This window comes from Coleofasciculus sp. B1-GNL1-01 (assembly GCF_040220235.1).
In the GTDB taxonomy this organism is placed as follows: Bacteria; Cyanobacteriota; Cyanobacteriia; order Cyanobacteriales; family Coleofasciculaceae; genus Coleofasciculus.
The window spans coordinates 51,767-75,122 of record NZ_JAVJTO010000051.1 but is presented as its reverse complement, the minus strand read 5'-3'; the positions used below and the strand labels follow the sequence as shown (position 1 = coordinate 75,122).

Sequence of the window (23,356 nt, the reverse complement as noted above, 5' to 3'; positions counted from 1 at the left end):
ATTTGCAAATAAAAAAATGTTGCAGTGATAAGCGTTAACAATGTAATCTAGGAGCTAGTGATACAGAAGGAACCTCCCATGCACGAGCCTCTACCATCCTCGCCGCCAAACTGGTACGAACAGGTTAAGCGGAATCACATTGTCCGGGCGCTGGAAACAATCCAAGACTTATTTATCATTTCCCTCTGTGTTGGCTTATTTGCTTTTATGGCGATTCAGCTACGAGAGATGTTTGTGGAGTTGCTACCGCCCTTAGATTTCCCTGGCGTAACGTCAGATATTCTGTTCTTGCTGATTTTGGTTGAATTATTTCGACTGCTGATTATTTACTTACAAGAACAAAGGGTATCGATAGGCGTCGCGGTAGAAGTTTCCATTGTCTCCGTTCTGCGGGAGGTGATTGTGCGAGGAGTCTTGGAAACCTCGTGGATTCAAATTTTAGCTGCCTGTGCGTTCTTAATTGTGATGGCAGCCTTATTAATTGTACGAGTCTATTTGCCGCCAACATTCGATGGGATTGATCCGGAGAAACGGTTCTCTATTCGATATAAACAGCCGACTCAGCATCAGGTTAATGACTCTAATAATAACCCGTTAACGCCTTACCCCAAGACGACTGTTGTGGCAGATAAAAGAGGTCACTGAATTCCGAATATCACGTTATTTGCTGTTCCCTTTTTCCTAATCTCAGAACTTACGCAGCCACACCCTATATATTGGTTAAGATGCGTTACACTACGCTCTCCCCACCCTACATATAGATCCTTTGCGTAAGTCCTAATTTAAACCGTCAACATTAATCTCATCCAACTGATTCTCTATGACTACAATACCTAATATTAAACCCCGTGATGTCCAAGTTGTCGCCATCGAAGGAACGGATACAACGGTTTTGCGATCGCGAACCTGGGATAGACTCAAGTTTGAGGTGGAATATTCCCTACAACGGGGGACTACTGCCAACTCTTATCTTATCCAAGCCGATAAAACAGCGCTGATTGATCCGCCAGGGGAATCGTTTACTGAAATCTTCCTGACTCAATTGCAGCAATGCCTAAATGTGCAGCAATTAGATTATGTGATTTTAGGTCACGTTAATCCCAACCGAATGGTGACGCTGAAAGCCTTGCTAGACTTAGCCCCGCAAATTACCTTTGTTTGTTCTAAAGCCGGGGCAGTTGCGTTACAAAATGCCTTACGGGAACACCAATGTAATGTTTGGGTACCTAAAGGCGAGGAAACCTTAGATTTAGGTCAAAATCATCAGCTACAATTCATTCCCATCCCCACACCCCGTTGGCCCGATGGACAATGTACTTATGACCCCCAAAGTCGTATCCTATTTACCGATAAACTCTTTGGCGCCCATGTCTGCGGCGATGAACTCTTTGACGAAAACTGGAAACGCTTAGACGAAGACCGACGCTACTATTATGATTGTCTCCATGCCGCCCAAGCACGACAGGTAGACGTCGCCCTGAACAAACTAGCCACGTTCTCGGCGAAAATGTACGCCCCGGGTCATGGTCCGATTGTTCGTTATAGCCTCAGCCGATTCATCCATGATTATCGCCAATGGGGTCAGCAGCAAACCGAACAAGACTTGACAGTGGCGCTAATTTATGCATCAGCTTATGGAAATACCGCAACCTTAGCCCAAGCGATCGCCAAAGGAATCACCAAAACTGGTGCAGCTGTCGAATCGATTAACTGTGAATTTGCCGAACCGACTGATATTGAAGCCGCAATTCAACGCAGTGATGGCTTTTTAATTGGTTCCCCAACCCTAGGCGGACATACCCCCACTCAAGTGCAAACGGCGTTAGGGATTGTCCTCTCCAATGCTGCCAAAACCAAACTGGCTGGGGTGTTTGGATCGTATGGCTGGAGTGGCGAAGCCGTTGATGAAATTGAAAGTAAACTCTTAGATGCGGGGTATCGCCTGGGATTTGAACCGATTCGAGTTAAGTTTAAACCTGACGACGAGACAATTCAATATTGTAAAGAAGTCGGCACAGATTTTGCCCAGGCGCTGAAAAAATCCAAGAAATTCCGCGCCCCCAAACAAGCCGTCAGCAGCGCCCAAATTGACCGAACGGCGCAGGCGGTGGGACGAATTGTCGGATCATTATGTGTTGTCGCGGCGCAGCGCGGGAATGTCCGCAGTGGTATGTTAGCCTCTTGGGTAACGCAAGCCTCATTCAATCCGCCAGGAATTACTGTTGCGATCGCCAAAGATCGGGCAGTTGAATCTCTGACGCATACGGGAGATAGTTTTGTCCTGAATATCTTAAAAGAAGGGATGAATGTCCGGCGACACTTCTTGCAATCCTTTGCCCCAGGGGATGATCGATTTGCGGGGTTAGAGACGGAAACAGCGGAAAATGGTTGTCCGATTATTAAAGATGCCCTGGCTTATTTAGAATGTACGGTTAAGAGTCGGATGGACTGCGGCGATCACTGGTTAGTCTATGCGGTTGTTGATAATGGTAAAGTATTGCAATCAACCGGGATGACGGCCGTACATCACCGCAAATCAGGCAATCGTTATTGATTGTTCGTAGTTGCGCTTTAGCGCCATAAACCAAAAAGGACAGGTAAGCTACTTAAACAGTAGTCACGGTATGGAGTGTGGGGTGATTAGGTAAAACTACAACACCGACTCTCCATTTCCCGTTCCCCCTTACCAGCATCCATGGAAAACAACGCCGTTAAACGATTTGGGCAATCAACATCTGGCAAAATTGGTCTAGGAATCACGTTCACCATCATCATATTGGCGCTGCTAGCACCGATTCTCAATCCTTATAATCCCGCAACAGATCGCAATTATACCGCCCGGTTACAACCCCCCAGCTTGGATCATTGGTTTGGCACTGATGGTTTAGGACGAGATATTCTTGACCTGGTATGGTATGGGTTACGCACGTCTTTGTTTATCGGTTTAGTTTCCGTGGGATTAGGGTTAATTGTGGGAGTTGTGTTGGGGTTAATCGCGGGTTATTTTCGAGGCGGGTTAGAAACCGTGATTGGCTGGTTCACTGATATTCTGTTAGCCTTTCCCTCAATTCTACTTGCGATCGCGATCGTCACGGTAACCGGTCCTAGTATCTCCAGTGTGATGATTGCTGTGGGTGTGGTGCAAGTCCCCATCTTTATCCGTTTGACTCGCAGTATGGTGCTATCCTTGCGGGAACAGGACTTTGTGCAAACCGTGCGATCGTTTGGTGCTACGTCGGGACGGATTATTGTTTATCATATCTTACCAGCTAGCTTAAGTCCTTTAGTTGTTCAAGCCACTCTTTCTATTGGTACGGCTACCTTAGAAGCAGCGGGATTAGGTTTTTTAGGGTTAGGCGCACAACCTCCCACGCCGGAATTAGGAACGATGTTATCCGATGCATTTAAGGGCGGCTATTCCCTATCATCTCCCTGGACAATTTTGTTTCCTGGTTTGTTTATTACCCTAACTGTTTTAGCCTTTAATTTACTCGGAGATGGTTTAAGAGACGCTTTAGATCCCCATATTTAGGTAGAAGGGTAGGGACACGGCATTGCCGTGCCCTATTCTAGCAGTAGACTGAACCGAATCTGATATTACACAAGCGTTGGAACCGTCAGCAGTTCAGCTTGAGGCATTTCAATCAGAGATTCAACAGTCTCATTCGTGAAAGGATCTCCGATACCGATGCTGTTTGTCAGATTAATCGGCGTCACTTCACTAGCAGTAAACGAGTCTGATACATCTTGATGACTAGCTAAAGTCATTTGTTCAGTTGAAGGATCAAAGCTCTCCTGACTGCCATTTTCTTCAGTTACAAGCAGATGCGAATGTCCATCATTGTCGAAACCCTCAACACCTGTATTGCCTAAAAGTTCGTCACCTCCCGACGCAACCGTTGTCAAAGAATCAGCAGTATTTTGCATCATTGCATTCACCGAAAAATCACTGGAATTAGCCGCATAAAGCTGACTTTGAGGGATAATCTCCTCCGATTGACTCGCACTCGACCAAGCCAGTTGTGCCACTGATTTCCCCCAGTTTTCATAATACTCCATGCGAATTTCGTACTGTTGTCCCGCCTCTAGGTCAATCGTGCCACGATTATCGGTAACCGCATGGTCTGTCCAATTATCAACCAGTAGCTGGTCATTTACCCACAATCGCACCCCATCATCAGAAGAGGTTTTGAACTGATAGGTTTCGGAATAAAGCGGTTCCACAAACCCCGTCCAGCGTACCGAGTAGGTATTGGAATCTATCGCCGCATCGGGTGAACCTGAACCCCAGTTAAAGTCCACAGTTTCATCAGTGCGAGTTAAGGCTAAGTCGGTAAAATCGCGGTTGTTGTAATATTCGGCAGTTAAACCTGTACCGTTACCACTCACATCTGGACTGGGCGTATCAACAGCAGGAGAATAAAGCTGAGATTCCGGAATAATCTCTTTACTTTGACTCTCACTTGACCACAACAATTGTGCTACCGATTTCCCTTTGTTTTCGTAGTAGTCCATGCGGATGTCATACTGTTGACCCCCTTGCAGGTCAATTGTGCCACTATTTTCTGTCGCCGCGTGATTTGTCCAATTGTCAATCAGTAGCTGGTCATCCACCCACAGGCGTACACCATCATCAGAATTGGTGAAGAATTCGTAGGTTTCTGAGTAGAGGGGTGCGACTGAACCCGTCCAGCGTACCGAGTAGGTATTGGCGTCTATCGTCGCATCGGGTGAACCTGAACCCCAGTTAAAGTCCACAGTTTCATCGGTGCGAGTTAGGGCTAAGTCGGTAAAATCGCGGTTATTGTAGTATTCGGCTGTTAACCCTGTACCATTACCACTAACCTCTGGACTGGGAGTATCAACAGCAGGGGAATAAAGCTGAGCTTCCGGAACAATCTCCTTATCTTGACTGTTACCACTCACATCTGGACTGAGCGTATCAACAGCAGGAGAATAAAGCTGAGATTCCGGAATAATCTCCTTACTTTGATTCTCACTTGACCACAATAATTGTGCTACTGATTTGCCTTTATTTTCGTAGTAGTCCATGCGGATGTCATACTGTTGACCCGCTTGCAGGTCAATTGTGCCACTATTTTCTGTCGCCGCGTGATTTGTCCAATTGTCAATCAGTAGTTGGTCATCCACCCACAGGCGTACACCATCATCAGAATTGGTGAAGAATTCGTAGGTTTCTGAGTAGAGAGGTGCGACTGAACCTGTCCAGCGTACCGAGTAGGTATTGGCGTCTATCGTCGCATCGGGTGAACCTGAACCCCAGTTAAAGTCCACAGTTTCATCAGTGCGAGTTAAGGCTAAGTCGGTAAAATCGCGGTTATTGTAATATTCGGCTTTTAGACCATTCCCGCTACTATTAGTAGGAAGATCATCGTCGATAGAGATATTGTCAATGGCAATGAAGTCGCCTTTCTCTAGGTCAGGATCATCGACAGCCACTTGGAACACTAGGAATTGATACCCCTCACCGAAGTCCACATCCCAGTTGAAAGTAGTCCAGTCGAAAGTTGAACCCCCGACAGTTTGCTGTAAGAGCATCTCCTTGGTCATCGGAATTGCTCCCGCTTGGTTTGGACCATCAAGACGCCATACTTTATTATTAAATTCTCCATCAACACCCCAGACACTAACCGTAATTTCATTTGCCTTATCTGTGCCTTCGGTGTTTTTGATATCAATACTCAGACTCTGCTGACCCCGCCGAACACCCTTATCCAGAAATATTTGACCGATTCCCACATTCGCAGGACCCCCTGAGACAACAGCAGCACCATCATCGCCAATGTCAGGATCTAGTGACCATCTCGAGGCAATCCAACCCTCTCCTGCGCGTGAGCTGTTAAAGGCATGGCCAGCTCCACCAAATTCCTGAGAAACGCTAAAGGTGCTGTCTGTGATTAAGTTTGGATAAGGTGTTGGGATGACCTGAACCTGTTGAGTTAGGGTACTGGTTGCGCCTTGGCTATCCCAAACCGTCAGGCTGACATTGTGAGAACCGATTGAGTCAAATTGGTGATTGACTTGGCGACCGAATTCGTCGATACTTCCATCATTATCAAAATCCCAACCGTAACTCGCGATCGCGTTACCAGCAAGTTCCAGTGAGGTGGATGGGTCGCTGTCGAATGAATCGCTAGCATCAAAGGTGACAACACCTTGATCACCAACGGACTCATAACTGAAAGCAGCAGTGGGAGCAAGGTTAGAAGCAGAACTTTCAAACTGAGTGTTTACAATCTCAAAGTAATCCGGGAAAGCCTTTGGGTCACCAAAGGAATGCCGCTTCTTTGATAGGTTATTGGTGTTGTTTGCTAAATAGCTGTCTTCAAGACGTGAGCCAAGGAATGATATCGGATTGTTGTAATCTCCCTCTCGCGGTAAGCGAATCCCTTGCTCGAAGCCTTCAATGCGAAGATTTTTATACAAAAAGTCTTGAGCAGGAGTGTTGCCACTGATACCGTGACCACGACCTGCGTTCTGAGATCTCCATTCCACGGAAACGGGTTTCTCAACGTTACCAACAATCAGCCCATTGACAAAATCAATCTGTGTGCTGTACTTAGTAAAAATCCCTTCACCATGGATATTCCAAAGTTTGAAATTATCAACCAGGGAACGAGCATCATGAGGTTCTTTCAAACCGCCAGCCTGAAACGCCAACTGACCATCGTTGTTCCACATGTGTTTCCAGAAGATGATCCCCACATCCGAGTTATAGCTCTCGAAGCCTGATAACCGACGCAGGGGTACATTCGCCACATCGATTGTATTGGGATCATCATTACCCTCAAAAGCTTGGTAGAGAAATTGTCGTTCTGGGGGCAAGTTAGCGATTGCGACATTATCAGCATCTCTGACACTACTTATACCATTCGCATGACTGAAAATATTGATCCCGCTACCTGCTGCACTAATGGCAATATTGTCAACCATCTCCACTTGGGCAGCTCCTTGCACCCAGTACCCCTCACCGTTAAAGCCGAAGTCAAAGAAAGCAGCACGATCTGAGTTATCTAAATCTCCTTGGGGACGGTCATCGCCTGTAGTTTTGATGGTAATGTTATTGCGCCATGCACCGAGTTCATTTCCGGCTTCTGCGGCAATTCCAGACCCAACAACATCGAACACCACATTGTCTTCCAAGACGGCGTGGCTGTCATGATGCACAATTCCCCACCCCGGACTGCCGACAATGGCGTTACCTTTGACTAGAGACGGTGTACTGTTGATATCCTCAGCCCCAGTGCGATGCAGATGCAATGCATATCGCCCACGGGGATTGGTTCCGGAACCGGGCGAACCATCGACATTTTCTCCTGGGTCATCAACAAGCTGATTTTTATCCGTCCGTCCCAAGTTGTAAAATCCGGCGTTTTGTACCTCGACATCGGGGTTATGCATGAACATCACATGACCCCGTTGCTGAGTGGGGACTGTCTCAGCGTTTTCGGTCTCGAAGATAACGTTCCGACTGGTGTTGGCGATGTAAAGGTTTAAGTCCTCGTCCTCGAATCCTTCGGGGCGCTGGTGGTCAAATCGGAGTACGGTGTTATCACCAGAAGTAATGTCGTTGTTGGTAAATTGAATCCGGTTGCCGTTAATTTCGGTGATGGTTAGGACTTCATCTTGGAACCGACTGTTATCTTCATCCGAACCGTCGGGATTGTAGGATGTTCCACCTAAGACTAATTGATCCCCAACTTGCCAGCCAGCAGGTGTAGTCATGCCATCGGGCAGATTTAACACCAGTTCATTATCACCGGCTGATGCGTCTGTTTGCAGCGATATAAAATCGAGTTTTTCTGCACCATGGATTCTAACTTGACCGTGAGTGATAACGCCACGACTAATGAGTGTGGAGTCCCAATTGGCATCAATTTCTCCATCGTTGGCAATGACAATTCGGGCAGTTTTATTGGCTTGAATCGGATTGGCTTCACTACCAATCGTTAATGTACTTGTCGGTGATGCGATAAATGTGTCTACGACGATTTTGGTATTGCGGTTGTGGGCGAATTCCAATGTTCCGTCCACGCGCACGGTTTCTAGACGAGTGTCACTCTCGGCGTCGTAGGTGACATGAACGCCTTCAGAAATGACGACTTTAGCATCAGTTCCAGGAACTTGACCTTGCTCCCATGTATTTGGATCAAACCATGACCCATCGTTTATAGCGACATGAGTTGCGGCTGAATGAGGAACTAAATCCAATAGTTCTAGATGTTCGGTTTGCTTGCCTGGATGGTCTTGATGAGGAAGATTGTGATTATGTTGCATACTCATCATTGATGTATCGTCAGTCCCAGCGAGGTTGGCGTCTAGTTGCATAACGTTTGGATTAATCAGTGTAATCAGTTAGTTTCCAGAAAGCAGTCATCTTTGGATGGCTATTCGCGATCGCTGACCACAAGGAGCGGCATACACACTAAAATCGACTATGACTCATCTAAACTTCACAATCGATTCGCTTATTTAAATTAATAACATTAATCTTTCTTGATTTTCGTAAAGTAAAAAAATCTATACGCAATCTTTATACTATTGCTAGACGGTAATTTATCTTTCTTTTATATTGATGGTGTTTTCTGTCTTTTAGCTGCAAGAAAGCGCAGACTATAGCCTTTAATTGTGAAAATAATGTGAAGATGAGCAACAAGAGGCAATCTTTCTTTTCTTTTGGCAGATATATTATTGTCGGGTGAACTGGGGAGGATGCTCCCCTGATAATCAACGCAGGTTAACTTATCTTGTTTGGGTCGGCATCAGGCAAAAGACAGAAGGAGTAAAGAAAGCCCATCGTTAAAAAGGGGGGTTTGAAATGCTGGATCTCCAAAGGACGTAGCTTACTTTTTTTCAGGCAGCGAGTTCTCCACCTTTAACTTTAATTTTGTCCACCTACTTATAACAAAACTTTTAGCCGCTAAAATCGGAGATGCCCTGGGATGATATAATATAAATTTATTACTTTTAATTTTTAATTAAAGCGTTAAGTCCCCATGACGGACAGGACTGGGGAATTTATTGTGTAGAATCAAGAGGCACCGTCTATCGCTGGTGATCGTGCATCAGTTATTTATCGAGTCGGTCTATTGTATTAATCCCGACTGCCCCCGTCCTTATCCTCAATCTGGGGACTTTAAGTTTTGTAGCAGTTGTGGATCGATGCTGCGGCTAAATAATCGCTACATTCCTCTTCAGCGTTTGGGTTTAGGGGGATTTGCGGCAATTTACACGATTTGGGATCAGCAGGATCAAACGGAAAAAGTATTGAAGGTATTGGTAGAAACATCACCCAAGGCGTTGCAGCTATTCGAACAAGAAGCAGCCGTATTGCAACGTCTGCAACATCCGGGTGTACCTAAAGTGGAGTCTGATGCCTATTTCACTATACGTCTGAGATCCTGCCCACAGCGCGTACTCCCTTGTCTGGTTATGGAAAAAATAAATGGTCAGACGCTGGAGGCGATCTTAAACCGTTACCCTCAGGGGTGTCCGGAGATGTTGATTATGAATTGGCTGTATCAAGCGGCTGATATTCTCCAGGAGTTACATGATTTGGGAATTATTCACCGTGACATTAAACCCTCAAACTTAATGGTACGAGAGGGAACGGGTCAGTTGGTGGCGATTGATTTTGGCGGCGCGAAACAAATTGGTGCAATACCTGTGGGGAAAGAGAATCGTTCCACCCGCTTAATTTCTCCGGGTTACAGTCCCCCTGAACAGATTGCGGGGGATGTAGTGGGACCAAGGGCTGATTTTTATGCCTTAGGGCGTACCATGATTCAATTACTCACGGGTCAAGATTTGGCAGAGTTACAAGATCCAGCGACGGGAGAATTTCACTGGCGCGATCGCACTAAAGTCCGTCGGGGTTTAGCTAACTTACTCGATAGTATGATTCGCCTTGATCCTCACCATAGACCCACTAAAGCTGCCGAGATTCAACGGCGTTTGGTTGTCAGTTGCCGTTTTAAAGGAAAATCGTCTTCCTCATTATCTCAGACGCTGGCTAAAGCTGCCGGAACAGCACAGGAGATTTCTAGTCGGGTTCTGATTACCTGCGCTGAAATTATCTTTAGCCTAGTGCGTTGGATGTGGCGAGTCTTTATCAGCATGGTTCTGGCTTGTTTAGATACCACCTGGGAAATGGTTATGGCGGGAATGGGTGCAGCCTTTGGCGCGATCGCGGGATTTGCTTTGATTAACTGGACGATTATAGGCGATCGCTTTGCCGATTGGATGATCGGACAATGGACGTTAATCGTTCCCGAAATTCAAATTATCCCCTGGCGGGAACTGCTGATGTTCGCTTGTGCGGGTTTGGGGACGGCTTGGGGATTAACGGAGGCGGGAGGATTCGGTCAACAAAAACGGCGGATTATTGCTGGGATAACCGGGATTTTCGGCTATGGTGTGGGTTGGTTTATTTGGCAGGCGTCGATCTCCGCTTTAGCTAGGAAACAATTGACAGGATTGGGGGATTTTTTGCAGGTATCGTTATCGTATGCGATCGCGGATCGGTTACTGGGTTTAGTCACAGCTATTGCGGTTATTCCCTTGGTGTTAGGATTAGGTTTACCCAGTCATTACCTGGTTCATGCCGCCGTAGCCGCAGCGGGTACGGGTGTGATATTTTCCGGCTTAGTTCGGTTAAATATTTTGCCATTGGAGGTATTAATTCACATCTTTTCCTTCTCCGATGGCAGTTGGTTAGATTTTATCAATACCATTAGTTTTTTTGGTTTACTTGGGATTACGATAGGCTTTTGGTTAGGCGTCAGTTGTTATCTGCTGGTTCCTGTACTGCGCTGGTTGGGGTGGCGGTAATGGCAAAAGATATTTTTCACGATATTGTGAAACTGGCTCTACAAAAGGACAGCTGGACAATCACCCATGACCCCTATCGTTTGCGCTATGGTATTGCTGACATTTATATAGACCTTGCAGCACAAGAAGCGATCGCTGCCGAAAAAGAAGGTCGTAAAATTGCAGTAGAAGTGAAAAGTTTTGTCAGTGTATTGATGGCAAAGTCTGGATTCAGCACAATAGCACTGAGATTGTCATCGACCACGAACTCATTCAACGTGGCATCCCCAAACAAGATATTGTTCTGGGCTTTCGTTCACCCAGTATTCGAGAACGCCTTGCTGCTGCTTCATGAAGGTATACTGCTCACAGGTAAAACTTTATTTTGTCCGATTCCTTAGAAAATGATGGAACTGGAAGAATTAATCACACAAAAGCGAGAAGAAATATTAAACCTTGCTACCCAACACGGTGCTTGTAATATCCGGATTTTTGGGTCGGTAGCACGGGGAGAAGCCGACCAAGACAGCGACATTGATTTTCTGATTGATTTAGGAGAAAACCTTAGCCCTTGGTTTCCGGTGCGATTCATTCGAGACTTAGAAAAATTGCTAGGTCGCAACGTCGATGTCGTCACAGAAAAAGGCTTGAAAGAACGCATCCGCGAACGGGTGCTAAAAGAGGCAATACCGCTATGAGGGATGATCGCGAACGACTGCGAGATATTCAAGACGGGATCGCCAAGATTGAAAAATATGCCGTGCGCGGAAAGCAAGTCTTTGAAAATGATGAACTCATCCAGATTTGGATAATCCATCACTTGCAAATTATTGGAGAAGCATCTGCGTCTATTTCAGAATCCTTTATTACCCAGTATCCCGAAGTTCCTTGGCAAGATATTGCCGATTTTAGGAATATTTTAGTTCATGAATATTTTCGAGTCGATACTGATATTGTTTGGTCAATTGTAGAACATGAGCTACCCAAACTCAAAAGTGATGTCGAACGAATTCTGCAATAATTCCACGGTAGGGACACGACATCTCGTGCCCCTACTTACTTGATCAATCAATCCTGTAGCCAACGGGCGGCGTCTTTGGCATGGTACGTCAGAATCAAGTCAGCACCCGATCGCTTGAATCCGGTTAATGTTTCCATCACCACCTTCTGTTCGTCAATCCAGCCATTCAGGGCAGCCGCTTTCACCATGGAATATTCACCCGATACATTGTACGCGGCAACGGGTAAATTCGTAGCCTCCTTCACCCGCCAGATAATATCCATATACGCTAATGCGGGCTTAATCATTAGCATATCTGCCCCTTCAGCAATATCCAGTTCTATTTCCTTGAGGGCTTCCTGACTATTGGCGGGGTCCATTTGATAGGTGCGGCGATCGCCAAACTGTGGCGCTGACTCAGCAGCATCCCGAAAGGGTCCATAATAGGCAGAGGCATACTTCGCCGCATACGACAAAATCGGCGTATCCTGGAATCCAGCTTCATCCAATCCTGTGCGAATTGCCTGGACAAAACCATCCATCATCCCCGATGGCGCAATAATATCTGCCCCAGCTTTGGCTTGAGAGACGGCGGTTTTCTTCAGCAGTTCTAAGGTAGGATCATTGAGAACTCGTCCGCTTAAATCACCCACTTCCAGATACCCACAATGTCCATGACTGGTGTATTCACACAAACAGGTATCGGCAATAATCACCAATTCGGGTACGGCTTCTTTAACGGCTGTGGCGGCTTTCTGGACAATGCCACAATCATGCCATGCGCCCGTGGCTTCGACATCTTTATTATCCGGGATACCAAATAGAATAATCGAGGGAATCCCCAGATCGTAAACTTCCTTCGCCTCTGCCACGATTTTGTCTACTGATAGTTGGTAGACTCCTGGCATAGATTTGACCTCTTGGGCGATTCCCTCACCGGGTACAGCAAACAAGGGGTAGATCAGATCGCTGGTTGTGACCACATTTTCACGCACCATGCGACGCAACTGGGTGGTTTGGCGGAGACGGCGAGGACGATGAATGGGAAACATAGGCATAAGATTTGAAAAGACGGATTAACTTAAAATTTTTAGACCAGAAAACTATTGTAGAACGAGCCGTACCCTGACGATAGAAATAAAAATCGCTCTCTCTCAGCGAAAGGCATCGCCTTTACGGGCGCGACAGCTAGCGGTTTTGACAATCAACTCAATCAGGCGATCGCGTTTTTTCCAGCGCATTGCCCGCCGACTGGAATCCATCCCATGTTCGGCAATCATATCTTTAAGTTGTTCAACCTCAAGTTGCTGCAACTGTTCGCGTAAATGTTTCTCTCCTTTCTGGTGATAGAGTTCAACCGGATCGAAAACACTGGTACGTCGGCGAGTGCGGCGTTTTTTCGACCGAGATTTGCTTTTTGTCGATAAGATTTGAAATAAGGAATCAATCTCTTGGGCAAAGTCGGGATCATGTTGGTATTTAGTCAGAGTCGCCTGGGGATCAGGACGAACTTCGTCTAGGAGTTTGATCAATGCCATAAGTTTGTCAAGGCTCATGCAATGTCTCCACGTTCAACTGAAGTAAGATGGCTTATCTTTGATAATTTGACTCGCCGCGAGTCGGATTTCTTTTGCCAAATTTAGATATTGTTCAAACTGACCCGCATATCCCCATTTTTGTCGCAAGGTTGAAAACTTATCGGCTTGATTGAATTCAACGGTTTCAGCAATTTGTTGTTTGTGCGGAATTTGGGTTTCAAAGACACGGGCATCTTTACTATATCGCCGTAAATCCTTAATCACGCGATCGTGAAGTGTCATGCCAGCATTATATTTACAGATAACAATGCCTAAGGGAACAATCGGTTCAGCAATCGTTTCAGAAAACTCATGAATAGTTTTGGTAATTTGGGGAATTCCATAGGTTGAGAGAATATCCGGAATGGTGGGAATGATATAACCTTGAGAAATTCGTAATCCATTGAGTGTCACAATACCCAAATTAGGTGGGCAGTCGATGAGAATATAATCATAAGAGTCAATTAAGGAGCGAATTCCTCGCCGCAAGATGTTAATCGGACTGGCGGCATAAAACCGTCCGGCGGGAATAGTCGCTAGCCGATCTTGCACATTGATTAGATCTAAACTCGACGGCAGCAAATCTAAACTGGTTAAATCTTTAACATTAGAGACTTGCTTTTGCAAGGTTTTCTGCAGATGAAACTTAGGATGTTCTGGCGCGATCGCATCCAGAAACAGTTGGGCTAAGGTGTGACGATTTTCATTAAGTTCTTCCCATCGTTCTTCGCCAATCAGCATTAATGTGGCATTGGTTTGCGGATCAAGGTCAATAACCAAAACTTTGCGATGGAATACCCCAGCCAGCATCTCAGCAACGGCGACGGTGGTTGTTGTTTTACCCACACCTCCCTTAAAGTTAATAAATGAAATTACAATTGCCACAAATCTACTCCAATCTCTAGATTGATTAGGTTGAATAGTTGTTGAATGAAGACTTGCCTTTGCCTAGAAAACTTGAGTAGGTTCATGGGTCGCGATCGCGTCACGTTTGGTAGTATAGAATCAAGCAAAAGATTATTATTCGTCATTGGGAAGACACGTCCTGCCAATTTACACTAATTCTCAGGCTCACCCGATTACATTGGTAGGATTAGGGGATAGCCTGTTACTGCTGATGAGCGTATCATAAGGTAGTGCTAATCACCCTGCTACTCTCCAAGGTAACAAGCTCCGATAAGAGTACGCCATGGTTACAAGCCACGAGATAGTGGCAAACCCTGTTCCTGTCAGGGATAGGAGAAGAGAGGTTACCGTCAGAACCAATGTTGCGATCGCGCCCAATCTAATCCTCTCCTTACCTGTCATGGCTAACCCAACTGATTTAATGATCGGCGGCTTGCTGGGTACAGCCGTTGTATAGGCGTTGGTACTTCCTGGTGCAGGATGATCAAAACCTAGACAACGCCAGATTTATCCAAATATTACCAGGCATCATTTTTTTTTGCTTAAGGAATAGTTTATTCTGATAATCAAGTTATTTAAATAGCTGTCATTTGCCTTGCTTTGCTGGGTAACAATAAAAGACTTTTTTGAAAAATAAATCAAAAAATAAGTTAATTGTGCTTATTTGTGATCAAGTGAATAATAAATTGCTAAATTATTTGCTGCCAATAGTATTTGTATTTAATTTTGGCGATTCCAAAACCAAACAATGTGCTAGATTATTTGCATTTATGCTATAATGTCTAAAATTATTTCTGCAAAGTATTTCCTATTTTATTAAATGTTAAACCGTCTCCGTTCTTTTTCAATTATCAGTTTAATCGCTTTTGGTTTAGCCACAGTCTTTATCAGCTTCATTTACCATCAGAAAGTTCATGGCGATTTGGTCGCGATGGGAGAAAGTAACAATGTGGCATTAACCCAAGCGTTTGCCAATGCCTGGGGTTCAGATTTAGCTCCCTTGTTGCAATCAGCCGAAAAACTGAGTGATGAGCAATTGCTATCATCGGAGGAAATCGCTAGACTTCATCGCACCGTTATCAATGAGATCAAAGGTCTATCCGTGGTTAAAGTCAAACTGTCTAACCACCAAGGGCGCACCATTTTTTCCACGGAACCCTCTGAGATTGGCAAAATAACCAATAGCCAAGACTTTCTCATTGCCCGTAACGGTCAAACCTTAACATTACACAATCAGCACCAAGAGTTCCAGGGAATTAACGGAAAAATTACAGACCGCCAGCTTTTTTCCAGCTACATTCCCATCCAGCTTGAGAATGCCAGTGAGCCAATTATAGGTATTTTTGAACTTTATACGGATGAGACTCCCTTAGTAGAGCGCATTGAACACACCCAGAGGACAATTGTAATAGCTGCCGTTTCCATTTTTACCTTACTCTATGGGGTTGTGTGGTTGGCTGCCAGACAAGCCTATCTCCTTCTACCCAATCAGTACACCCAACGGTCATCGACCCAAGCCAACTTAGCTGAGTCCCATCAAGAACTACAACAACGTGTCAACAAATTGCACCATCAAAACCGGGTGTTAATGGAACTGGCTAAAAACAAAGCACTGCATCAGGGAAACTTGCAGGAAGCGTTCCAAGCCATCACAGAAGCAACTGCTCAAACCCTTAACATTGAACGGGTAAGTATCTGGCTGTTTGACTCGAACCGAACTCAGATTCAATGCTTTGACCTGTTTGAACTCAGTAGCCGCCAACATAATGAAGGAACCGAACTGACAGCCGTTGATTATCCCAACTATTTTCAAGCGTTAATGGCTGACCAACTCATTGCAGCAGACAATGCCCACACTGACCCGAGAACTGGCGAATTTTCGTCTGTTTACTTAACACCCTTGGGAATTGCTTCGATGATGGATGCTCCCATCCGAATCGGGGGTCAAACCGTGGGTGTTGTATGCCATGAACAGGTGGGTCAAGAGCGCCATTGGACGTCAGAAGAACAGAATTTCGCTCGTTCCAGTGGCGATTTAGTGTCCTTAGTCTTAGAAGCCAACCAGCACCAACAGGCGCAAGAATCGCTACGCCAATCGGAAGTCCGAGAGCGTCAAAAGGCGCAACAGCTAACAACGACTCTCTCGGAATTGCAAGACACTCAAGCCCAACTCGTCCAAGCGGCTAAAATGTCGGCTCTCGGAGAAATGGTAGCCGGACTCGCCCATGAATTGAACAATCCCGTTAACTTTATTGCAGGTAATCTTGACTATACCAAGCAATACTTTGAAGACTTGACACGCCTCATTAAAGCATATCGGCAGAGCTATCCCAATCCCACATCAGAAATTCGCCAGATTTCGTCGGAGATTGAGTTAGATTTTCTAGTAGAGGATTGGCAAAAATTGATGCAATCGATGCAGGTTGGCGCTGAACGTCTCCAGCAGATCGTTTTATCGCTACGCAGCTTCTCTAGACGCCATGATGATGAACTAAAACCCGCCGATATTCATCAGGGAATTGATAATACTCTACTCATTTTGCAGCATCGACTCCAAGCGCAGAAGAATCGTCCTGAAATTAAGGTCGTTAAAGAGTATGGTCAACTGCCGTTGGTGGTATGTTATTCTAGCCTTTTAAATCAAGTGTTTATGAATTTGCTGGCTAATGCGATTGAAGCCTTATCAGAGGCTGCGACGCAAACGGATGCTCCTCTCAGAGAGCCACAAATTGTGATTCGCACCCAAACTCATCGGGTTCAGTCCTGGAGTTCAACGGAAAAAGCGACTGATTGGGCAGTGATTCAGATTGGGGACAATGGTTATGGCATGAGTCAAAATGTCCTTGAGCATATATTTGACCCATTTTTTACCACCAAGCCCGTGGGAAAGGGAACGGGATTAGGACTGTCCATTAGTTATAAGATTGTGGTGGAAAAACACGGCGGTCAACTTCGTTGCGTTTCTCATCCAGGACAAGGAACCTCATTTATTGTAGAGATTCCCCTAAATCTTAAACCTAACCAGACTTAAACCACTATTCTAAATTTTTTGAATAAGCTTGTGACGTCGAGATTTAACGATTTCAGGAATATATCTATTCTTTTCATCTTGACCTTCAAAACCTAGCCGCTCATACACACTACCACCAATACCAGGTAGAACTATACCTTTATCATCTCGTGTGGAATCTTTAGCAAAGTAGAAAAACTCAAATTTACTGTAAATATCCTTGTTGAATTCACTACTTAACTTTTCTTCTGCTGTTTTATAAATGACTGGTGCAGCAATAATTATTTTTTCGGGTTCAATTTTTTGAATTAGATTAGTTAGATTTGTCCTCACAACACAAGCACCAGAGATAATGGACTTAATCACGATTAAATACTGAACAATATCATTATTAACAGGCTCTTGATATTTTTTGAGTATCGGAGCAACTTTTAACTCGTTTATCTCAAAGGGGGAAAATCGTTGATTCCAAAAACAAGCGAAGGCAAGTTTTGAAACTTTAGGTTCTAAAGTCGTAAGAATTCCTTTGGCTAAAAAATCCGCATCTTCAACGGTACAAGCTACATATACATTGCTTTGACTATTAATAGACCTTAAAATTGAATTGCCAAGTTTTACTCCTAGATTAAACATAACTGAGCGATAGGCTTCAGGAGATGTGCTTTTATCTGCTAACTTATCGAGAAATTTTTTTGTTTCCGTATCGGCTAATTCTGTATAGTATCTTGAGTTTATTTTAGTTGTAAATTGCATACCAATCATCTCCTATTTTGTATAACTAAAAATAAATAATTGTATAATTTTTATGCAAGTTCATAAATATTTACTCTAAAAATTTAATTTCTTTAAAAGTAAATTTCAAGTTCATCAAATGTCATTGGTTTATTTTGCTTAACTCGTTCTTGAAAGCGTCTAAAGTTTTCAGTCTCTATACTGTATGGCAAAGTTCCTTCTTCCAGTCCATTCGCAAATTGCCATTGCAAAAAACCTTTAGATATGCTGTATGTAAACCCTTGTATTTTAGCAAGAATTTTTTTAACCTCTGGATCGATTTGCACATCTTGGCTACCAAAGTAACGAATATAAGAAGGTTGCGATTGTCGAGATTTTTCCAAAATTTCCCTAAGAGAGACATTAGATTTATCGCTGGAAAGCCACGCGCCTAGAATCACACTAGCTACACATTCAATTTTATCGGGTTCAGGATTGTCAAAAGCGCAAAGATATGCCACCGCTTGGCTAAACTCCTGTTCTTCTTGAAGAACTTTTGGTAAACTAGGGGCAAAGTAAAAGTAATCAACTTTACTAAACTCGGCAATTTGCTGAGGTATTTGATTTGCCAACCTGTCTCTGAGTTGGAAGTTAGAAACAACTAATGTCATTTCTGATTGCTTTGATATAGTTTGATTTAAGTTGTATTGTTTAACAAAATCGTCAGCAATTGAGCGTAATCCACTTCCCCATCTTAAACTTGCAGTATTTTTCAACTGGTAGTGCTGATAAATATTCTCCTGGATGTCGTTAATAATTAAGTCATCAACAAATGCCATGATTTGACTAGCAAAGAATATTTCTTTATCATTTTCTAAGACATCTTTGGACAAAACCGATATTTTATATACGACAAAAAAATTCTCATAAGTATTACTTTTTTCGTTGACTATTCCCCCTTTATTTTTGTTTTTTAGATAATCGAGAAATTGCTTTCCAAATAACTCTTGAATTTGCTCTTGTTGGTACACGTCGTCTTCACCGTCATCTTAAATAAACCAAGCCCTGCACTAGATTCTAGACGCCACAGATTATTGCTTGAATCTCTTGGGCGGTAGCTGGGGCGAGGAGAACACCGTTGCGATAGTGACCCGTTGCCAGCAAGACATTATCATAACCTGATAGTTTACCAATAACCGGAGCAGGCTGTCCTTCTGGACGAGGACGTTTTCCTAACCAAGTGCGAACCACTGTGGCTTGGGCTAAAGCGGGACAAAAGGCGATCGCATCTTCCTTAACCTGTTCAAGTAACGCAGGTTCTGCTACCACTTCAGCGCCATCAGGGAACTCAACCGTTGCCCCCACCCAATAATCACTGCCACCGATTGGCACAATATGCACATCATCTCCGGTAATCACAGGCTGGAAATCGGGATTTCCGATTGTATTTTCTAAGCGTAATTGTAACGCTTGACCGAGAACGGGTTTCAGCTTAATCGAAGACGAGTGATCAAGTGGGGGTAGCAGAAAATTGACCAATTGCGCCGAACCTAATCCAGCCGCAATTACCAGCCAATTCACTGCCAAAGTTTCCCTGTTTGTGTGAATTTGTTGACAAATTCGCCGATTGGAACCATTGGCAGGTATGGATTCCACCCCTTCAACATCAACACCAAACTTAAACGTTACCCCCCTTTTTTCGGCGGCAGAGACTAGGGCGTGAGTGAGGGCGGTGGGTTCAACTTGTCGATCATTGGGAGAATAAATCGCACCGATACTATTCTCCAGATTAAGCTGAGGACAGTGGGATTGAACCTGAGAGGGGTTCCAAATTTCCAGTTGCCATCCTTGAGATTGGCGAATTTTGACTAAATTCTGCCAACGGGCTAAATCATCGTTCTCAAACGCCAGCATTAGAATGCCTTGACGGTTAAAGGGAATGTGATGCCCAGTCAACGTTTCCAATTCCGGAATCAGGGTTTCATAGCGCTGCATACTGCCTTGGCGCAACTGCCATGTTCTTCCCTTAACCTTTTGACTAATTACACCCATCAAGACACCCAATGCTGCCCCAGTTGACCCTTGGGCGGGTGGTTGGCGATCTAACACAGTCACCTGTAGCCCCGGAACGCCACTTAGTTCATAAGCGATCGCGGCACCAACAATCCCACACCCAATGATGGCAACATGAGTCATTCAGGCAACTCCAGCTACATTACTGGCATCCGGAATCAGCTTTAAGAACCGATCAAAGTCGATTAACGCCTCTTGATAATTGTTGATAGCAAGTTGATAGTTGCGGTTTTCAGCAGCAGTGTTGATTTGCTGCAAATGTTCAAACAAGTCGTCTGCCGCTTCACTGGCTGCCTTTTGGTCTTGGGAAACCAATTGGCGTGTCAGATAACTCATGGTTCGCCGCAGACTGCCCAATGGACCATGAATATAAGTGCTAACATCAACCCAGTCACGGTTATCAATTTTCGTTTTCAGAACGGGCATTTTTCCCCGCAGTTCCGAGAGGTTAGACACCGTGCGCTGAATCTGCTCAACCTGCTGAGATGTATAAGCTGGGGGCGGTGCAGTTGCCGCAGGACTCCCGCAGCTTACCAGACAGGTGGTCACCAGCGCCAGCATCAACGCCAGAATGGAGCGATAACTTCTGATCAGCATGAGTTTCCTCGTATACAATCCTTGATCTTGATATAGACAAACGAATACATTGGGTTATAGCTCAACCCAAACCTAACTAGAGGTATTATAGGGGGTGTTGCCAATCTGAAGGGGTGACAAGCTTTTTCCGATTTGGGACTGGACAATTCCCACAAATTGAGTATACTTAGGTTGTGTGTGTGAGGAAAAGGAAAAGGCGCTTGGGGTCGAAACACGGCAAGACTCCCAGGCGCTTTTCCCATATTTGCCTTCTCCCTCCTTGACGCCTCTTTCTTAAGAGGGATCTCATTGTTACAAAAGCGTGTAATAGTTGTTACAACAATCTGGCTGGTCGAATTAAGAAGGTAGGCATAGGCGACTTGAGTCGGCTATTCCAGAGAGGTCAGACCAGATGTTAGATTTAAACGTTATAACCTGTGGGGTTATCGGATCGTGTGCGGATACCCCGCCTATTGGCTGATTCCGAGTCAGGCGATCGCACGGCGAAAACCTTGACAAGTCCCTGAAACTATGATTTTTATGGGTGATATGAAAATTGGCAGCAACTACCTGGGTAAGGGTCAATGTGAATTCCGAGTTTGGGCGCCGTTCCGGGACAGCGTCGCCGTTCACATCGTCTCTCCCCACGATCAAGTGATTCCTCTGCAACAGGATGAATGGGGATATTGGCAGGAAACGGTAAACGCTGACCCCGGAACCCTCTACGTTTACCAACTCGATGGGTCACTGGAACGACCTGATCCCGCCTCCCATTACCAACCAGAGGGAGTCCATGGTTACTCTCAGGTGGTGGATCACCAATTTGACTGGACGGATAATTCCTGGCAAGGAATTCCCCTCAAAGACCTAATTATTTACGAACTCCACGTCGGTACTTTTACCCCAGAGGGAACCTTTGAATCGATTATTCCTCGCTTGAGTTACCTTCAGGATTTAGGCATAACCGCGATTGAAATTATGCCCGTTGCCCAGTTTCCCGGAAGCCGCAACTGGGGGTATGACGGGGTTTATGTCTATGGTGTGCAAGAGTCCTATGGGGGACCTGCGGGGTTGAAAAAGCTCGTGGATGCTTGCCACCAGGCGGGGATCGCGGTCATTTTAGATGTGGTGTATAACCATTTAGGACCCGAAGGCAACTATCTATGGGCGTATGGTCCCTACTTTACGGATCAATACCGTACCCCTTGGGGCAATGCAGTTAATTTTGATGGTGCTTATAGTAATGATGTGCGGAATTTCTTTATCCAGAATGCCCTGTACTGGTTAGACAAGTACCACATTGACGCCCTGCGAGTTGATGCAGTTCACGCGATTTACGATATGAGCGCTCAACCCTTTCTACAAGAGTTAGGAGATGCGGTGGCTAATTTCAATCGCACCACGCCAGTGCAACGATACGTCATCGCCGAAAGTGATCTCAATGACGTGCGCGTGATTAAACCCAGGGAAGACGGGGGATTTGGTCATGATGCTCAATGGTGCGATGACTTTCACCACATCTTGCACAGTCTGTTAACGGGCGAACTATCGGGATATTACGAAGATTTTGGCAAAATTGAGCAGTTGGCAGTCGCTCTGCGCGAAGGCTATATCTATAGTGGACAATATTCCAGCTTCCGCAAACGCAACCATGGCAATTCAGCAGCGGATCGCCCAGCAGAACAGTTTGTCGTCTGTATCCAGAACCACGATCAAATTGGTAATCGGCTAATTGGCGATCGCTTATCCACTTTGGTAGACTTTCAGGGGTTGAAGTTAGCGGCAGCGGCGGTATTGCTTTCTCCCTATGTTCCCATGTTATTTATGGGTGAAGAATATGGTGAAGAGGCACCGTTTCAGTATTTTGTTAGTCACAGTGATCCCGATTTAATTGAAGGGGTGCGTACCGGGAGAGCGGAAGAGTTTAAAGCGTTTGGTTGGGACAACGCCCCTGATCCCCAAGGGACAAAAGTCTTTGAGCAGTCAAAACTACAGTGGGAGAAGATAGACCAAGACAACTATGCCGTATTGCGGCGCTGGTACAAACAGTTAATTCAGCTACGGAAAGAAACCCCAGCTTTAGCTAATCTAGATCGCCAAGCTCTCAACGTTTCTAGCTTGTCCCCAGAAAAAGTTATCGTGACCCATCGCCAGACTGGAGAGAACCAAATCTTCGCTTTGATGCACTTTGGCAAAAATGCGGTAACCGTTTCGCCTCAGATTCCCCCAGGGAACTTCTCCAAAGTGATTGACTCGGCGGATAAGGAATGGATGGGTGAGGGATCTCAACTTCCCCAACAGCTACAAGCTGGACAATCCTTAACCCTTGCTCCTCTGAGTTTTTCCTTATATGCTCAGTGACCTGAAGGGGTGACAAGCCGTCCAAAACCTTTTAAAATCAGGTTTTAAGTGACATTAGTATCTCCAAAGATGAAGCCTTATTGACACCCTTATTGACAGATGAAGACCACCTGAGCAGATATATTCAAGCGAAGCGTTGCGCAGGGGGTATGGGGGAGGCGCTCGTCCCCCATTGGGGGGTCTGGGGGGCTAGTCCCCCAGAAAAAACTGCTATCTTTGACCTTATCTGTGACAAGAAGAAAAGGGATAAAAGCAGGATGGCTCAACACTTCAGCTAGTTTGTCACCCCGTTAACTCAGTGACACTAGCCTC

At 45.1% G+C, this 23,356-nt stretch carries 18 protein-coding genes; 10 read left to right on the top strand and 8 right to left on the bottom strand.

Translation table 11 applies throughout. The features are described 5' to 3' along the window. The first annotated feature begins 78 nt into the window (after positions 1-78). The 3 genes from RID53_RS12570 (at position 79) to RID53_RS12560 (ending at position 3,532) form a co-directional block, all read left to right on the top strand. Complete coding sequence (locus RID53_RS12570; protein WP_446388420.1) at positions 79-645, top strand: phosphate-starvation-inducible PsiE family protein; 567 nt, start codon at positions 79-81, stop codon at positions 643-645. A gap of 175 nt (positions 646-820) precedes the next feature. Further along, on the top strand, positions 821-2,554 hold the full coding sequence (locus RID53_RS12565) for a diflavin flavoprotein (protein ID WP_446388419.1): 1,734 nt from the start codon (positions 821-823) through the stop codon (positions 2,552-2,554). A gap of 141 nt (positions 2,555-2,695) precedes the next feature. Next, entirely contained in the window at positions 2,696-3,532 is an 837-nt protein-coding gene (locus RID53_RS12560; protein WP_446388418.1) for an ABC transporter permease, read from the top strand. A gap of 65 nt (positions 3,533-3,597) precedes the next feature. Here RID53_RS12560 and RID53_RS12555 read toward each other — a convergent pair whose 3' ends face one another. Further along, the gene (locus tag RID53_RS12555; protein WP_446388417.1) at positions 3,598-8,349 is read right to left on the bottom strand and encodes a PA14 domain-containing protein; all 4,752 of its coding nucleotides are present in this window, start codon (positions 8,347-8,349) and stop codon (positions 3,598-3,600) included. 732 nt (positions 8,350-9,081) lie between these two features. On the opposite strand from RID53_RS12555, the gene RID53_RS12550 reads away from it, so the two are divergent. From RID53_RS12550 to RID53_RS12535, 4 genes are read left to right on the top strand one after another with little or no spacing between them, the layout of a single operon-like run. Then, entirely contained in the window at positions 9,082-10,851 is a 1,770-nt protein-coding gene (locus RID53_RS12550) for a serine/threonine protein kinase (RefSeq protein ID WP_446388416.1), read from the top strand. Next, on the top strand, positions 10,851-11,231 hold the full coding sequence (locus tag RID53_RS12545) for an element excision factor XisH family protein (RefSeq protein ID WP_446388415.1): 381 nt from the start codon (positions 10,851-10,853) through the stop codon (positions 11,229-11,231). The genes RID53_RS12550 and RID53_RS12545 overlap by 1 nt, the downstream gene beginning before the upstream one ends. Positions 11,232-11,237: 6 nt before the next feature. After that, entirely contained in the window at positions 11,238-11,528 is a 291-nt protein-coding gene (locus RID53_RS12540) for a nucleotidyltransferase family protein (RefSeq protein ID WP_446388536.1), read from the top strand. Further along, positions 11,525-11,851 (top strand): HepT-like ribonuclease domain-containing protein, encoded by a 327-nt coding sequence (locus RID53_RS12535; protein ID WP_446388414.1) that lies wholly within the window; start codon positions 11,525-11,527, stop codon positions 11,849-11,851. Before RID53_RS12540 ends, RID53_RS12535 begins: the two co-directional genes overlap by 4 nt. A 47-nt stretch (positions 11,852-11,898) precedes the next feature. Here RID53_RS12535 and hemB read toward each other — a convergent pair whose 3' ends face one another. The 3 genes from hemB to RID53_RS12520 form a co-directional block, all read right to left on the bottom strand. Continuing rightward, positions 11,899-12,882 (bottom strand): porphobilinogen synthase, encoded by a 984-nt coding sequence (hemB, locus tag RID53_RS12530; protein WP_446388413.1) that lies wholly within the window; start codon positions 12,880-12,882, stop codon positions 11,899-11,901. A gap of 102 nt (positions 12,883-12,984) precedes the next feature. Beyond that, on the bottom strand, positions 12,985-13,386 hold the full coding sequence (locus RID53_RS12525; protein WP_446388412.1) for a hypothetical protein: 402 nt from the start codon (positions 13,384-13,386) through the stop codon (positions 12,985-12,987). A 15-nt stretch (positions 13,387-13,401) separates the two neighbouring features. Further along, entirely contained in the window at positions 13,402-14,292 is an 891-nt protein-coding gene (locus RID53_RS12520) for a ParA family protein (RefSeq protein WP_446388411.1), read from the bottom strand. A gap of 304 nt (positions 14,293-14,596) precedes the next feature. Between RID53_RS12520 and RID53_RS12515 the strand changes: the two genes are divergently transcribed. Both RID53_RS12515 and RID53_RS12510 read left to right on the top strand, forming a co-directional pair. Next, positions 14,597-14,770, top strand: coding sequence for a hypothetical protein (locus RID53_RS12515; protein ID WP_446388410.1), 174 nt, complete (start codon positions 14,597-14,599; stop codon positions 14,768-14,770). Positions 14,771-15,133: 363 nt separating this feature from the next. Then, positions 15,134-17,344, top strand: a complete 2,211-nt coding sequence (locus RID53_RS12510; protein WP_446388409.1) for a sensor histidine kinase — start codon at positions 15,134-15,136, stop codon at positions 17,342-17,344. Between the two features lie 9 nt (positions 17,345-17,353). Here RID53_RS12510 and RID53_RS12505 read toward each other — a convergent pair whose 3' ends face one another. The 4 genes from RID53_RS12505 to psbQ form a co-directional block, all read right to left on the bottom strand. After that, positions 17,354-18,076, bottom strand: coding sequence for a hypothetical protein (locus RID53_RS12505; RefSeq protein ID WP_446388408.1), 723 nt, complete (start codon positions 18,074-18,076; stop codon positions 17,354-17,356). A gap of 92 nt (positions 18,077-18,168) precedes the next feature. Beyond that, positions 18,169-19,065, bottom strand: coding sequence for a hypothetical protein (locus RID53_RS12500; protein WP_446388407.1), 897 nt, complete (start codon positions 19,063-19,065; stop codon positions 18,169-18,171). 46 nt (positions 19,066-19,111) lie between these two features. Further along, positions 19,112-20,230, bottom strand: a complete 1,119-nt coding sequence (locus tag RID53_RS12495; protein ID WP_446388406.1) for an NAD(P)/FAD-dependent oxidoreductase — start codon at positions 20,228-20,230, stop codon at positions 19,112-19,114. Beyond that, positions 20,231-20,704, bottom strand: coding sequence for a photosystem II protein PsbQ (gene psbQ, locus RID53_RS12490; protein WP_446388405.1), 474 nt, complete (start codon positions 20,702-20,704; stop codon positions 20,231-20,233). A 528-nt stretch (positions 20,705-21,232) separates the two neighbouring features. On the opposite strand from psbQ, the gene treZ reads away from it, so the two are divergent. Further along, complete coding sequence (treZ, locus tag RID53_RS12485) at positions 21,233-23,044, top strand: malto-oligosyltrehalose trehalohydrolase (protein ID WP_446388535.1); 1,812 nt, start codon at positions 21,233-21,235, stop codon at positions 23,042-23,044. The last annotated feature ends 312 nt before the right edge of the window (positions 23,045-23,356 follow it).

Bases quoted from the DNA above. Each gene is read 5' to 3' on its own strand.
- RID53_RS12570 (WP_446388420.1), top strand. From the start codon at position 79: ATGCACGAGCCTCTACCATCCTCGCCGCCAAACTGGTACGAACAGGTT.
- RID53_RS12505 (WP_446388408.1), bottom strand. From the start codon at position 18,076: ATGCAATTTACAACTAAAATAAACTCAAGATACTATACAGAATTAGCC.
- RID53_RS12510 (WP_446388409.1), top strand. From the start codon at position 15,134: ATGTTAAACCGTCTCCGTTCTTTTTCAATTATCAGTTTAATCGCTTTT.
- RID53_RS12545 (WP_446388415.1), top strand. From the start codon at position 10,851: ATGGCAAAAGATATTTTTCACGATATTGTGAAACTGGCTCTACAAAAG.
- RID53_RS12515 (WP_446388410.1), top strand. From the start codon at position 14,597: ATGGTTACAAGCCACGAGATAGTGGCAAACCCTGTTCCTGTCAGGGAT.
- RID53_RS12535 (WP_446388414.1), top strand. From the start codon at position 11,525: ATGAGGGATGATCGCGAACGACTGCGAGATATTCAAGACGGGATCGCC.
- RID53_RS12565 (WP_446388419.1), top strand. From the start codon at position 821: ATGACTACAATACCTAATATTAAACCCCGTGATGTCCAAGTTGTCGCC.
- RID53_RS12525 (WP_446388412.1), bottom strand. From the start codon at position 13,386: ATGAGCCTTGACAAACTTATGGCATTGATCAAACTCCTAGACGAAGTT.
- RID53_RS12540 (WP_446388536.1), top strand. From the start codon at position 11,238: ATGGAACTGGAAGAATTAATCACACAAAAGCGAGAAGAAATATTAAAC.
- hemB (WP_446388413.1), bottom strand. From the start codon at position 12,882: ATGTTTCCCATTCATCGTCCTCGCCGTCTCCGCCAAACCACCCAGTTG.
- psbQ (WP_446388405.1), bottom strand. From the start codon at position 20,704: ATGCTGATCAGAAGTTATCGCTCCATTCTGGCGTTGATGCTGGCGCTG.
- treZ (WP_446388535.1), top strand. From the start codon at position 21,233: ATGAAAATTGGCAGCAACTACCTGGGTAAGGGTCAATGTGAATTCCGA.
- RID53_RS12495 (WP_446388406.1), bottom strand. From the start codon at position 20,230: ATGACTCATGTTGCCATCATTGGGTGTGGGATTGTTGGTGCCGCGATC.
- RID53_RS12555 (WP_446388417.1), bottom strand. From the start codon at position 8,349: ATGCAACTAGACGCCAACCTCGCTGGGACTGACGATACATCAATGATG.
- RID53_RS12560 (WP_446388418.1), top strand. From the start codon at position 2,696: ATGGAAAACAACGCCGTTAAACGATTTGGGCAATCAACATCTGGCAAA.